The 13,847-nt window shown below is 44.5% G+C and carries 14 protein-coding genes and 1 pseudogene; 8 read left to right on the plus strand and 7 right to left on the minus strand.

The genetic code is table 11. The features are described from left to right. Window positions 1–28 precede the first annotated feature (28 nt). The gene (locus QUB37_RS11670; RefSeq protein ID WP_333162041.1) at window positions 29–1,720 is read left to right on the plus strand and encodes a DUF3084 domain-containing protein; all 1,692 of its coding nucleotides are present in this window, start codon (window positions 29–31) and stop codon (window positions 1,718–1,720) included. A 29-nt stretch (window positions 1,721–1,749) separates the two neighbouring features. Continuing rightward, window positions 1,750–2,145, plus strand: a complete 396-nt coding sequence (locus QUB37_RS11675; RefSeq protein ID WP_333162043.1) for a pre-16S rRNA-processing nuclease YqgF — start codon at window positions 1,750–1,752, stop codon at window positions 2,143–2,145. 133 nt (window positions 2,146–2,278) lie between these two features. Here the strand turns inward: QUB37_RS11675 and QUB37_RS11680 are convergent, their stop codons facing one another. Together QUB37_RS11680 and QUB37_RS11685 are read right to left on the minus strand one after the other, a co-directional pair. Further along, a complete protein-coding gene (locus QUB37_RS11680; protein ID WP_333162044.1) occupies window positions 2,279–2,725 on the minus strand; it encodes a hypothetical protein in 447 nt (148 codons plus the stop codon). Window positions 2,726–3,184: 459 nt separating this feature from the next. Next, window positions 3,185–4,765 (minus strand): photosystem II high light acclimation radical SAM protein, encoded by a 1,581-nt coding sequence (locus QUB37_RS11685; RefSeq protein WP_333162046.1) that lies wholly within the window; start codon window positions 4,763–4,765, stop codon window positions 3,185–3,187. Between the two features lie 374 nt (window positions 4,766–5,139). Here QUB37_RS11685 and QUB37_RS11690 point away from each other — a divergent pair, with 374 nt between their 5' ends. Next, entirely contained in the window at window positions 5,140–5,529 is a 390-nt protein-coding gene (locus QUB37_RS11690) for a DUF1830 domain-containing protein (protein WP_333162048.1), read from the plus strand. A gap of 237 nt (window positions 5,530–5,766) precedes the next feature. Beyond that, window positions 5,767–6,357 (plus strand): hypothetical protein, encoded by a 591-nt coding sequence (locus QUB37_RS11695; RefSeq protein ID WP_333162050.1) that lies wholly within the window; start codon window positions 5,767–5,769, stop codon window positions 6,355–6,357. Window positions 6,358–6,548: 191 nt separating this feature from the next. On the opposite strand, the pseudogene QUB37_RS11700 reads toward QUB37_RS11695, so the two are convergent. The 3 genes and pseudogenes from QUB37_RS11700 to QUB37_RS11710 all read right to left on the minus strand — a co-directional run bounded on the left by QUB37_RS11700 (window position 6,549) and on the right by QUB37_RS11710 (window position 9,446). Then, a pseudogene (locus tag QUB37_RS11700) lies at window positions 6,549–7,253 on the minus strand (IS1 family transposase). 524 nt (window positions 7,254–7,777) lie between these two features. After that, entirely contained in the window at window positions 7,778–8,467 is a 690-nt protein-coding gene (locus QUB37_RS11705; protein WP_333162052.1) for a hypothetical protein, read from the minus strand. Between the two features lie 136 nt (window positions 8,468–8,603). Next, the gene (locus QUB37_RS11710) at window positions 8,604–9,446 is read right to left on the minus strand and encodes a TlyA family RNA methyltransferase (protein ID WP_333162054.1); all 843 of its coding nucleotides are present in this window, start codon (window positions 9,444–9,446) and stop codon (window positions 8,604–8,606) included. A gap of 222 nt (window positions 9,447–9,668) precedes the next feature. On the opposite strand from QUB37_RS11710, the gene QUB37_RS11715 reads away from it, so the two are divergent. Then, window positions 9,669–9,908, plus strand: coding sequence for a hypothetical protein (locus QUB37_RS11715; RefSeq protein ID WP_333162056.1), 240 nt, complete (start codon window positions 9,669–9,671; stop codon window positions 9,906–9,908). A 253-nt stretch (window positions 9,909–10,161) separates the two neighbouring features. Here QUB37_RS11715 and apcB read toward each other — a convergent pair whose 3' ends face one another. Next, a complete protein-coding gene (gene apcB, locus QUB37_RS11720) occupies window positions 10,162–10,671 on the minus strand; it encodes an allophycocyanin subunit beta (protein ID WP_293258696.1) in 510 nt (169 codons plus the stop codon). A gap of 337 nt (window positions 10,672–11,008) precedes the next feature. On the opposite strand from apcB, the gene glnA reads away from it, so the two are divergent. Further along, window positions 11,009–12,430 (plus strand): type I glutamate--ammonia ligase, encoded by a 1,422-nt coding sequence (glnA, locus tag QUB37_RS11725; protein ID WP_333057654.1) that lies wholly within the window; start codon window positions 11,009–11,011, stop codon window positions 12,428–12,430. A 109-nt stretch (window positions 12,431–12,539) separates the two neighbouring features. Here the strand turns inward: glnA and QUB37_RS11730 are convergent, their stop codons facing one another. After that, a complete protein-coding gene (locus QUB37_RS11730; RefSeq protein ID WP_333162058.1) occupies window positions 12,540–13,019 on the minus strand; it encodes a hypothetical protein in 480 nt (159 codons plus the stop codon). Between the two features lie 37 nt (window positions 13,020–13,056). Between QUB37_RS11730 and QUB37_RS11735 the strand changes: the two genes are divergently transcribed. Next, on the plus strand, window positions 13,057–13,383 hold the full coding sequence (locus tag QUB37_RS11735) for a hypothetical protein (RefSeq protein ID WP_333162060.1): 327 nt from the start codon (window positions 13,057–13,059) through the stop codon (window positions 13,381–13,383). Then, complete coding sequence (locus QUB37_RS11740; protein WP_333162062.1) at window positions 13,380–13,613, plus strand: hypothetical protein; 234 nt, start codon at window positions 13,380–13,382, stop codon at window positions 13,611–13,613. The genes QUB37_RS11735 and QUB37_RS11740 overlap by 4 nt, the downstream gene beginning before the upstream one ends. Window positions 13,614–13,847: the final 234 nt, after the last annotated feature.

Genomic DNA, 13,847 nt, shown 5'->3' on the forward strand with positions numbered 1-13,847 from the left:
AATCCAAAATCCAAAATCTAAAATCGGAATGACTGCTGGATACATCCTGGTATTTGTAATTTTAGTGTTGGGGGGTGTGATCGCCACTGTCAGCGATCGCCTTGGGACGAAAGTCGGCAAGGCAAGGTTGAGCTTGTTCAAACTTCGCCCCCGCGATACTGCTGTTGTTGTGACAGTAATGGCCGGCAGCATCCTGTCCGCACTGACTCTGGGCATTTTGTTTGCGACTAGCAAACCGCTGCGAACAGGAGTTTTTAGAATAGACGAAATTCAAAAAAGACTTAACAACGCCCGCAGAGAACTCAACCAAACCACTCAAGAAAAAAATCGAGTTGAAACTGAATTAACTCAAGCCAGAGCCGCTCAAGCGCAAGCTAGAGCCAATTTAGAGCAAATTAATCAATCCCTCCAAACGGCTAATGCTGAGCAAGCTCGGACGCAAACAAAATTAAACTCGCTGCGGGCCCAGCTCAACAGCGTGCAAGCAGCCAAGTCTAAAACTGAACAGCAGTTAAGTCAGGTAGAAGCGGCTAAATCTCAGACAGAAGAACAGCTCAGCAGTGTGGAAGCAGCTAAATCCCGCACCGAAGAACAATTGAAACTGGTCGAAACGGCCCGATCGAATACACAAGCTCAGCTCGATCGCACCCAGAACCAATTGAAAACAGTTTCTGCTCAAAAAACGACTTTAGGATCGGAAATCGCTCAACTGCAAGAGGAACGCCAACAGTTAATTGAGCAGCGAGAGCAGGTAAAAACTCAAATTGCCCAGCGCGATCGAGAAATTGCCAAGCGAGAGGCAGAAATTGCCCAGCGGGACAAGGAAATTGTCGCTCGCAACGAACTAATTGCCCAGCGAGACAAGGAAATTGCTCAGCGGGTGCAAAATCTGGCAGAGCGCGATCGAATAATTGTCGAGCGCGACAAAGTAATTGCCGAGAGGGAAGCACTCCTAGAAACCTTGGCACAGCAACAAGCTCAACTAGAACAGCAGCAAACTTTATTGCAGCAGCAAGTGCAAGTTTTGGAACGGGACTTTCAGGCAATCCGCGAGGGTACAGTTGCCATCAGGCGCGGTCAAATTTTAGCTGCTGGCGTCGTTCGCATTATCGAACCCGGTATGGCAAGTGGCGCGATCGATCGACTTTTGCAAGAAGCAAATAAAACCACCGTCGGACTCATGCAGCCGGAAAATAGGAAGGTTAGAGACCAGATTATTCAAATTACTAAAGCAGAAATCGATCAACTAATTAGTCAGATTAAAGACGGTCAAGACTACGTGGTGCGGATTGTCGCCGGCGCTAATTACCTGCGGGAAGAAAAGGTAATTAAGGTATTTGCAGAAGCAGAAATCAATCGAGTTGTGTTCCGTGCTGGAGATGTGATTGCAGGGATTGCTGTCGATCCGGTGACTTTGACCGACGACCAAGTGCGGCAGCAGTTGCTGCAATTGATAGAAGCTTGTCAATTTCGCGCTCGCCTGATCGGTGTTGTCGGCGGTAGAGTTCAAGTGGCCGACAGTCAGATTGAAACTTTGGCTGGTTTTATCGAGCGGTTGCAGCAGTACGAGAAACCGCTGGACGTTCAGGCGATCGCCGCAGATGTCACTTACATCGCCGGCCCGCTTAAAATAGATTTAGTTGCTCTTGAAAACGGAGTCATTGTTTTTCGCACCGGACAACAAAAACAAGACTCAGGAGACTTGAAAATTAAAAATTAAATTTGGTAATTAATAATAGGTAACTGGCTATGATTTTAGGTTTCGATCCAGGTAAAGACAAATGTGGCATAGCTGTAATGGGTAGAGATAAGAAGGTCTGCTACCATCAAGTTGTGCAGTCCGAAGCAGCGATATCTACTATTCAATCTTTGTGCGAACAGTTTCCCATTGAGTTATTGGTAATCGGAGATCAAACGACTTCTAAGAGTTGGAAACAAAAACTGACGCAGAGTTTGTCGCCTGCGCTCAAAATTGTTCAGGTTGACGAGAGATACAGCAGTTTAGAAGCGAGGGAACGCTACTGGCAAATGTACCCTCCGACGGGACTTTCTCGCTTGATTCCCGAGGGAATGCGGACGCCACCGAAGCCAGTGGACGATATTGTGGCGATCGTCCTAATTGAGAGGTATTTAAACAAAAGTTAGTTAATTTTATAACCGTTACCACTGATTCTCTTTGATTATTGAGGAATCAATATATTTTTGCTGGGCTTGAATTTTTCACTTAAATAAAATACACCCTAAATTTAGAGGAGCGATCGTTGAATCACAATTAGGGCTACTTGATAACACCTTCGGTCAAGATTACCTTACCATTCTGCCGGACTTGCAGGCGTTCGGGGTTAATCGAATAGATAATATTGCCGTTAGTCGCTTCATAACTTCCGTCCTCACCTGTCGTTACTTGCATGACATTGATTTGGGTGCCATTTATCTTGCTGAGGCCGCGGTAAAAAATATCGCCTTCCTGGGTTTTGCAAATGTATATAGAAAAGTTGGGCGTTGCGAAAGATTGCACCATTTCGGCCCTCGGACATCCCTCAACTTGAGCAATTTGCAGCGGTTGGTTATTGCCCAAAGTGTTGGGTGCGATCGCCCGAACTTTGCCAATCGGTTGATTTAGTGGAGTTGCTTGTGCTGAGGCAGTCAAAAAGCAGATCGCACTAATGCCTGCCATAACTAGAACTACTCCTTTAATGCCCTTAACTCTCTCTTTATAAAACATCTGGTCACTCCTGGTTTTAACTATATAATTACATCTTAAGCGATATTTGCTGGATATTAATAATATTTAATCTCAGAGGTGAAAGGTGCAGGAACACGGTACACCTTCGGTTTAAGTAAGGTGCGAACTGTTCACCCTACACCAGTGAAAATACATAAGTATGTCAATGCGATCGAAGGAAAGCAATCTCTTGTATTTAGGATATATTTAAGGTTTTATGGCTTGTTCACGCTGATCTGAGAAACCGGGTTTCTTCATATATTTCTCGTTAGTAAACCTTTGATTTTCGTAGAAACTGGGTTTCTAGACGCCCAGGCGATCGCGAACTGACTCAGTTACAGGGTAATGTTTATTTGTGCTTAGCTATTTAGTCAATAATAAAAAGGGAAACAGAAGATAGATTTTTCCTCCCATTTCCCATTTTTCAAATAACCTTCGTCCTGACTGCGAACCTGATAATTAATTAACTGCTGCCAACTGTTTGTCTTTGATTTCCACTGGCGCAGATAATGCCTCTTCCAAATCCGCACAGCCGAGTTTTTCCTCCAAAATAGCCATCACTTCGCGACCGAAATCATTGGAATTCCGCTGCCAAGCTTCTAAACAAATTTGCCCGAAAAACGAACCCAAAGGTTCGGGATTCCACAGCAATTTGCGCGCTGTCCAAGGCATCAAACTCATCGGATCGTAACCCGGTTGCAGAATATCCTTTTTAAAGGCGTATTCTTCTAAAATAGTGTGCGGCTGCAACCCGATAAAGAAAATAGCAGGTTCTACTTTATCTGCTCCGAAAATCCGCTCTAGTTCTCGGTGATAAGCAATAGTTTGCCGGATGGTTTCAAAGGTTTCGTCAATGACGTTAAACGAGTAATTCACGGAAACCACATCGTTGTAACCGGCTGCTTTTAAATCGCGACAATTCTCTAAAACTACTCGCAAGTTGTAGCCCATCCGCATTTTGCGAACCAGTTCCTGGGAACCACTGGTGATGCCGATTTCAAAGTAATTCATCCCCGTTTTTACCATCAAATCGCACAACTCTGGTGTGAGATTGTCCGCACGGATGTAAGCTGCCCAGTGTATGTCGTCCATGCCGGCGGCGATGATTTTTTGCAATAATTCAACTGCATCGTCGATGAATTTGCGTGCTGGGATAAATTGAGCGTCGGTAAACCAGAAATTGCGGATACCTCGATCGTACAATTGCCGCATCTCTGCTACCACCTCATCCGCTGGATTGATCCGCACTTGTTTCCCTTCAATCACCGTATAAATGCAGTAACAGCAATTATGAGGACAGCCGCGCTTGGTTTGGACTCCGACGTAGAAGTCCATATCCTGCAGATAATAGGAAAATTCCGGCCAAATGGTTTCGATGTAGTTATAGTTGCAGGCTGTTTTCTCGATGTTGGCTGGTTTTTCGTGAATTAGCTTCGCGCGTGGCACGGTTTCTCCCACCACATAACATCTTTCCTCGGCCAAATCTTCGCCCTTAATCAACTTCTCCAGCAAAGCTTCGCCTTCCCCCACCGAAACCACAGTTCCCGTCGGCAAACTGCGACCCAACTGCTCGTAAAACACGCTCACAGCACCGCCTCCGACCACTGCACGAGCTTCCGGGCGGTATTTCCGGGCCCGCTTCAATCCGCGCTTAATCAGTCCCAAATTGCGCCAGAGTTCGGTGTAGTAAGATGCGGCTAAACGCAGTCCTCCGAGGGCTCCCCGGAACTTGATCAGCGGATTTTTGGCGTAGTAAAACTCGAAGGCATTTTGCAGCGGATTTCCGCCCCGGCCGCCCACGGGCGCGTAAATTTGAATGTCGCGCCAAGAGAAAACCAGCAGAGTCGGCTTAAACTCGTCTATGCTGGCATCTAAAGCTTTAGCAAAATCCAGGGGGGGTACGGCGCCTAAATCGAAAATGCGCTGTTCGACATCGGGAAACAGCTTGTGTACGTGATCCGAAAGATACACAACTCCGATCGGGAAAATAGGATTGCAAGGGAGGCGAACGTACAGGACTCGGTTTTCTCGGTTTTCCATGATTGCCATATCCTAAAGTGGAACTTTTTCAGCTATGTTAATATTCTTTTAATATAACTTTACAATATGTCTAATTTTCGCAATTTGACATTAAATATTCTTAAATTTTTCTATTGAGCTCAAGGCCGAGCTTGTTGGTGTCGATCGGCGACAGCAGCAGAAAAAAGCTAATTTTTAAGTTTATACAGCGTATTTTGACTTAAAATCCCAGCGGGGAGTCAAAAAGCAGATATTTATCCGGTTAGATTTTAAGTTAGGTACGATCGGTCTCTCATGTATTAGGGAGTTGGTAGTCGGCTTTACAGTAGGCGGGATCACCTAGTGTTAGCCTGAGAAGATAACTAAAACTTTTAGGCAAGGCTCCCTCAGCAGTTATGGCTCAAATTCTTGACCCCGTACCCTCAGACACCGACAGCAAGATTCTGTGCTGCTACGTCAACGCCACCAGTCAAATTCAGATTGCTCGTATCACCAACATTCCTAACTGGTACTTTGAACGAGTGGTGTTTCCCGGACAGCGCTTAGTGTTTGAAGCGATGCCGGCCGCAGCATTGGAAATTCACACCGGGATGATGGCTAGTGCAATTTTGTCGGATAAAATTCCTTGCGATCGCTTGCAGATTAACGAAGGCCCCTATTCAAACGTCAATCCTAGCAGATCCCCAGAGGCAGTTCAGGGCGATCGAACAGTCATGGCCGGCCGCCCCAAGTCCCGAGAAATCTCAGAACCTCTGACTGTACCGGCCCTAACCGCCGTCGATTAATCGCAGTTGTGAGTTTTGAGTTATAAATTGTCAGTGAATTGATAACTCCGCGCTCAAAATTCCAACTTCTGCAAAGCGGTAAAAACTCAACAGTTAAGAATCAAAGTTTCTGAAATGAATTTTAGATCAAAACTCACAACTGGAAATATTGTCCGGTTTTTCCTATTTCCCTGAGTTTGGTTGGCGGGCCCGACAACTGTGCAAAAATATCCTTAAACAGCTTCTCGAATTTCAGCCATGTCAGCACAACCTCTTGCCTCTTCCCCATCTTCTGCCCCAGTATTTGAGCCGGCGGTATTCCGGCTTTCTCCCCTGATTAGAATCACGCTGTTGAGCTTGTACACAGCCCTGACAATTCCATTGCCGTTTTTGTCGGAAGTAACGAAAGCACCGATTCCCCCGGCCGCACTCTGGGCGGCAATTGTTGTCGGCGCTGTGGGCTTGTACGGCGTGCTCAGTGAAAGGGTAATTTTGAGCGAGGAAGGGATTGAAGTCACCTATCCCAAGTGGTTTCCGCGTTTGTTTCGCAAGGGTTGGTCGCTACCTTGGACTGAGGTAAAAGCTCTCAAACCTCGATCGACAGGTCAAGGAGGTTTAGTTTACTATTTTTTGAGTCATTCGGGTGAAGGTTATTTGTTGCCAATGCGAGTGGCTGGGTTTGGTAAATTAGTCGGTTTGGTGGAAGCAAAAACAGCTATTGATACTAGAGATGTCCGCCCTTTGTCGCAGCCTTGGATGTATATTATTTTACTTTTATGTACGCTGCTGCTGCTGTTGGTGGATGCGTGGACTATTGTTACGGCGATCGGGATTAAAGGAAATCTGTAATATTATCTCCAGTACAATAACCGTTATAAAGTTGGTAGTGAGGACTTCAGTCCAATGGCACTGAAAAAGTGAGCCAAAAAAATCTGTAAGGCAAGATATACATAGATAATTGCCTTACAAACCAAAATATCTCCCTCCATTATGCCAAATCGTGCGTGCATTCTCAAACAACAATTATTGGTGTTGCTGAATCAAGGTATGAATGCCCCAGGAATGGGAATATCATGAAATTTCAAGTAATGTATTAATACCTTAATAGAATGCTTGAGCATTTCCTCACATTTAGAATAACAAAGAGTCTGACGATTTAGCCTAGCCAAATAATGTCTTAGTCTGGTATTTTCCCCTTCTAAGGAGTGTCATATAAGTCTTGCTAATAATCTGCTTCTCATCAGGAATAAACATGGGATATACAGACTATCCATCAGTTACATAAAAGTAGCATTTCCATGCACTTACCTTGTCCCATAATGGTTCAAATGTCTTAGCGCTATGATCCCCTAATACCCAGCCTAAAATTCCTGGTTGAAAGTGGTCAACCGCTGTCCACAGCCAGATTTTGTCTGTTTTTTTTTACATAAGTTTGTAATTCATCGAGTTCACCAACTTCTGGAATGACTTCAGGATCATAAACATCTGGCAACAGTTTTCCGACTTGTTTTATCCAATTTATTACGCCCGGTATGATGAACTCCCTTAACTCGTTCTATCGCCCGTAAGCCCATACCATTGACATACATTTTTAGGCAATCACGTTTGATACTCTCGCTATAACCTCGATGGGGTTCATAGCGATTAATAAATTGACGACCACATTGGACACAAATGTGATTCTGTTTTCCTTTCTTCTTGCCATTTTTACGGATATGGGTTGATTTACATTCTGGGCATTGTATAAATTATTCCTCCTATTCATACTCTAACTCAGCAACGCCGGAATATGCTGTAAGTTGGCGATGATTGAACCATTGATTCAAGCCGCTGGTGCCAGTGTCTTGAATTTATCACCTTACTCTCCTGACTTTAATCCGATCTAATTATGGTGGTCACCACTGAAAGCTTTTTTACGTCAGTTTTCGCCAATTACTACCAAGATGGTTGACGTTTTACTAGCTACGGCACGCTTATTTGGTTAATCCACAGCACTTTAAAAACTGGTTTAGAAGCTGCTGCTACTGTACTTCATAAACCTGGAATCCGCTGTAAAAAGTTCGGCGTATGGCTTTAGAAATTTTGAAAATTACAAAAATAGATGTTTGCTTATTGGCATTTTAATTGTTAGTTTAGCATACCAAGTAAGGAATAACCTTTATTCTTATACAATTGTCCAAAAAGAATACAAATGTAGGTGAACTCCAAATCACCATACTCATCAGTGATACCCCATTCTTTAATCTAAAATCTAAAATCTAAAATCGTATTACCGTCTCGCGATTCTAACACCTTCCCTAAAATGGGCTATCGTGGCAATTACCGCTATAGAAAAATAAAATATTCTAATCAGCCAAAAACAAACCCGCATTGACCAAGTAACAATAGTCGGAGCAATACCTGTGAACTGTACAAATCTGGAATTAACTTTTTTTTCAAAGCTGTCAAGATCTTTCATCTCCGATTGTTTCGCCGGAATAACGGGAAACTGACCAGTATATACGTAATAACCCATAAAACCAGGCAATCCTACTTTTCTATTCAAAAATGAGTTAGTTAAGGTTGCAGTTTGCGCGGGTAATAAGTTATCCGATTCCTCTACTTTGTCCAGCCAAGAATTATATCTAATGGCTGGCGTAATCATGAAAACTAAGGGAACTATAACTATCAACAAAGCTGCACTAATTTTGCGACCGTATTGAGGGTGTAAAAGCCTTGTCGCCACACCCACTCCCATACCGATAAAAGCAAATATTAATATATTTAACAGTTCAATAATTTCGATACCTCTCAACAAATCGCCGATAATGAGAATTGTATATAATAATTTGTCTGCTAGTAGCAAAGCTGCCCACTTGATGAGAATTGAAACGCCTACAATAATAGCTACAATCGCCACATACCCAATGGCACCTAGAACGTAGAGTAAAATCGAACCGGCTTGTTTGAATGATTGCATGGAATTATTCACTCTTGTGAAAGTTGAGGAGTCCGATTGACGAAAAAACTTGAAATTTTAGATTAATCAGGAGTTCAAAATTTGACTTTTAAAATAGATTAGCTTGACATCTTGAAATCAATCTAAAATGTAAAATCTACAATCGATCGACAAGTTCCCGCGCGGCCGCTTTGGTAACTTGTGCGATCCGTTCCTTGACAACACTCTCTTCGATCGCCCTCTGGTCTGGTTCTTGTTCGCGATCGATCCCCAACCATAAAAGATACTCGATATTACCCGCCGGGCCAAGTAAAGGCGACCACGTTAAGCCCCTTTCCTGCCATCCTAAAGCTGTGGCTGCCTTCCACACTTGAAAAATCGCATCAGCTTGAGTTGCTGAGTCTCGCACTACGCCTTTTTTCCCGACTCTCTCGCGCCCTACCTCAAACTGCGGCTTTACCAGCAACACTGCTTCTCGCGGTGGTGTCAACAATTCCCACAGCGCGGGTAAAATCTTATCCAGGGAAATAAACGACACATCTACTACCGCCAAATCTGCTGGCGCAGAGTCGCCGTAAAGCTCAGTAGCAGTCATGTACCGCAAATTGGTGCGTTCTTTCAAAATTACCCTCGGATCGTTACGCAAGCCCCAATCTGCTTGACCGTAGCCAACATCTACGCCATACACTAGCGCGGCGCCGGCTTGCAGCAGACAGTCGGTAAAACCTCCTGTGGAGATGCCGCCGTCGAGACAAATTCTGCCTGCAACGGGAATCGCAAAAACCTCTAAAGCTTTGGCTAATTTGTCGCCACCTCTAGAAACGTAGCGCGATCGCTCTTTGATCTGAATTTTTGCTGCAATGTCAACCTCAGTACCCGGTTTGTCAACTACCTGTTGGTTGATTGAGACTTTCCCAGTCCTAATCAATGCCTGAGCTTGTTGTCTGGAACTGCACAAATCGAGGCTGACCAATAAAGTGTCTAGTCGCTGTTTAGCCAAGGTTTTTAATCTGTACGGATAGGGTTAAGGACAGTACCAGATTAGCACTTACGCACAAGCCGGACTGCTGATTTTTTGCTAGCATTTTGGTTTTTCGATCATCGCCGGGCGATCGCCCCCAGCTCACATTATGTGACTGAGATCGCTCTGAGTGTCTAGTTTTATCACAGAGCTACATTCATAGAATCACACAAAAATTTGGGCGACTAGCGGATGATTTATATGCAGCTAAAAGCGCTACAAATACCATTAGGGCGATCGACTATGAAAACAATTAACTTTCCTATCAGAAATCCGGGCAATTGTCAAGAAAATCCCCTAGCCTTCGTCAGCGGTGACATCATCCACATTCTCTACCCCAACGGCGAAGTAGAAGTAACAACCGTCGCACAAATCGATCTGCGCCCAACCAAAAATCCCCTAGACAAATGCCTCGTCTGGGGATGTGTTGACGATTTCTAGCACCAGTTTCAAACAAGAATGCAATTATAGGGAAGCTCCACACCATTAATTCATAAGTCATTCCCCATTCTTCAAATTTTTAATCTATAATTTTTAATCTATAATTTTTAATCTGAAATCTTTAATCTAAAATTGTATAACTCATAAAAAAAGATCGCTTGGAGGCTGTGAGGCCAAAAAAAGCGATCGATCTAACGGCTGCTAACTGCCAGCCACAAGTGCAATTTGCTGCTAAAAGAACTAGCAAATTGACTTAAATATCTTGTTCGCTCAATTCGCGAATCATGTAATCAAAAGGCTGATCCAAAAAAGGCCCCACAGACAAGCCAGCAGCTTCCACCTGAGCCTTAACCATCTCCTTCATAATGCTAATCCCCATCACCGTCGGGCCAATGGGAACGCTTAGAGAATTGTAAGTTTCTCGCAAACCTTGCAGCACGCGCTCATCGAGCACATCGGTACTTCCAGCCACCAAGGCGTAAGTAGCATAGCGCAAGTAGTAATCCATATCCCGCAGACAAGCCGCGTAGCGACGAGTCGTGTAGGCATTTCCACCGGGACGGATCAGTTCTGGCTGTTCAGCAAATAGCTGGATACCAGCTTGCTTGACAATTGCCGCAGCATTGCTGTTAATTGCAGCCGCCGCCTGTACCCGTGCCGTGCCCGTTGCAAAATAAGATTTCAACCGATCGATACCATCCCGGTCTAAATACCTACCAGCAACATCATAATTTTCAATCAGGCTCGTCACTGCATCGCGCATAAGTTTCTCTCCCAAAAATCTTTATCAATACTTTGCTATCTGAGACAGACCGCCTATTGTAGACTACTACAAATCGGCGTTTGATTAAGATTTGAGATAGGATTTTCACGAAGGGTAGTCTATCCGTGGCAAACTGTCGTAAAATTCAGCCGTTTGCCTTGTATCTTCAGCCGAAAAATCCACAGGGCAAAAATTTCAAACTGCCCGGCCGCACTGGGCCCCTATTTCAGAATTTTGTAGCCATAGATACAAAATAGTGGATACTGAAGGCCTACGATCGCCCACACAGTCTGAAATCGGCCGATCGCCAAGACACAACCAATATCAGGAGTAAGTCATGTTCCAGACACCCCAAGAAGCCTTAAACTACATACAAGAAAATAAGATCCAGATTGTTGACCTAAAATTCATCGATATGCCGGGGATCTGGCAGCACCTTTCCCTGTACCACGACCAAATCGACGAAACCGCATTCACAGACGGCGTACCCTTCGACGGTTCCAGCATTAGGGGCTGGAAAGCCATCAACGAATCAGACATGACGATGGTCATCGATCCGACCACCGCTTGGATGGACCCGTTCATGGCAGAACCGACCATCAGCTTCATTTGCAGCATCAAAGAACCCCGCACCGGCGAACCATACAGTCGCTGTCCCCGCACCATTGCCCAAAAAGCCATAGACTACTTGCTTTCGACCGGTCTCGGCGATACAGCATTCTTTGGCCCGGAAGCAGAATTCTTTATTTTTGACGACGTTCGCTTCGACCAAACCCAAAATTCCGGCTACTATTACGTAGATTCGATCGAAGGTCGTTGGAATTCCGGCAAAGAAGAAGCAGGCGGCAACCTCGGCTACAAACCGCGTTACAAAGAAGGTTATTTCCCAGTAGCACCAACCGATACCTCACAAGACATGAGAACGGAAATGCTGCTGACAATGGCAAAATGTGGCGTACCCATTGAAAAGCACCACCACGAAGTCGCCACCGGCGGTCAATGCGAACTCGGTTTCCGCTTTGCCACTTTAGTACAAGCAGCCGACTACTTGCTGACTTACAAATACGTAATCAAAAACGTCGGCAAAAAATACGGCAAAACCATCACCTTCATGCCCAAACCGCTGTTTAACGACAACGGTTCCGGGATGCACGTTCACCAGTCGATTTGGAAAGACGGTCAACCTCTATTTGCAGGCGATCAATATGCTGGTTTCAGTCAAATGGGACTGCATTACATCGGCGGCATTCTCAAGCACGCACCGGCACTTTTGGCAATCACAAACCCCACAACCAATTCCTACAAGCGTTTAGTTCCAGGCTTTGAAGCGCCTGTAAACTTAGCTTATTCTCAAGGGAATCGATCGGCATCAGTGCGGATTCCGTTGTCGGGAACCAACCCCAAAGCCAAGCGGTTAGAATTCCGCTGTCCCGATGCCACATCCAACCCCTATTTAGCATTTGCAGCCATGCTGTGCGCCGGCATAGACGGCATCAAGAATCAAATCGATCCGGGCGAACCTTTGGACGTGGATATCTACGACCTTTCCCCGGAAGAATTGAGCAAGATTCCTTCAACTCCCGGTTCCTTAGAAGGCGCTTTAGAAGCTTTAGAAAAAGACCACAGTTTCTTAACTGAAACCGGGGTATTTACCGAAGACTTCATCCAAACATGGATTTCCTACAAACTCGACAATGAAGTCAACCCGATGCGGCTGCGTCCTCACCCCTACGAGTTTGCTCTCTACTACGACTGTTAGAAAATTAAAAATTAAAAATTAAAAATTAAAGATGGTAATTATACCATTTTTAACCGAGAATTTTTAATTAATAAGAACGCCGCCCTTAAAAGCGGCGTTTTTTTGAAGTTTAGAACTTCTGGATCAGCGCCCAGACTCTCCCGTTACCCGACACTATCTGGGCAACGCTGTTAGTAGTAGGGCCCATTGTAGCCTCAGAAACATCCTCTACAGCCCATTTAGTTGCTTTCTCATCAACAATAAACAAATCGTCCGCGGTAGTGCCTTCCTGAACCCGATATATCTTATTCAAAATGAAACGCTGTCGCGCCTCAGCTTTTGGTATGCCCGTAACTTCATCAGGATCGATAGAGAGGGCACTGCCTTCTTTTAATGTACCTTTCGAGTTGCTTAAATTGCGATCGTCCCTTTGAGCAACCCGCACGCCGTGAAGTTGCAAACCAGGCTCATTCTCAGAGATATTCCAGACAGCAGCTAGAACCCCACTTTTTCCTAAACAGAGAACCGCTGCACTAACAGTCAAAATTAGCAAAAACTTGAAAGAATTCACCGTATTTATGCTCCTTTGTTTGTGAGGTGCTGCACTCATTCTAAATTAGCAATTAGCAATTAACAATGACCAAACGATGTCCGATATTTTTGTGATGATCCGCAATCAGAGTAACGTCGCCATGACTTCTGTTGACGGCATTGCCTTTGTCACTTTACTGACTCAAGAAGGACGAGTGCTGGCCGAGGAGACAGTTGACCTGTTTGAGGCAGATGTGAATTTTGATAACCTGAACCAGGGAAAATATACTGTAGTTGTCAGGCACGAAGGTGTTGAACCTCGATCGGCAACCTGTAGTGTTACAATCACCGATGAAGATAAAGTAATCATGCTGACATTTGTTTACTTGGAGCTAGAACGGGTGCTGCTCCGCATTCAAACTTCTACCGAAGAAAGACTATGACCGTGAAAGTTACTCCGCCAAATTCAATTAAAATGTTTCGCTATCGAGTACATTTCTTGGCAAAAGACCTCTGGAGGGAAAAAAACCCGATTTGTCGGATGAATCTGGCTTTACAGTTAGCCGATGTGGCGACAACTCTGGCTAGGTTGGAAGTAGAAGAGGCGCGAAAATTTCAACAAGAGTCTGCTATTGTTGAGGCAAAAGACTCGACGGAACCTGAAAAGTTTTGAGTGTATGAGGTTGCTTTCTGTGATCCGCGCAACCCTTGCGTGATAGCAGTTTAAAAAACTAACGTAACTGTATAAAAGCTCCAAACCCTGATAGTCATCACTCATTTTTAATCTAAAATCTCAAATCTCAAATCTAAAATGGTATGACTCGCAACTCAAAACTATTGTCATTTGTTGAGCTAGTAAAAAAACTGTCTGTATAAAATTGAATCTCCGTGCTAAACAATAACTTTC

The organism is Microcoleus sp. AT3-A2, from assembly GCF_036705685.1.
GTDB lineage: Bacteria > Cyanobacteriota > Cyanobacteriia > Cyanobacteriales > Microcoleaceae > Microcoleus.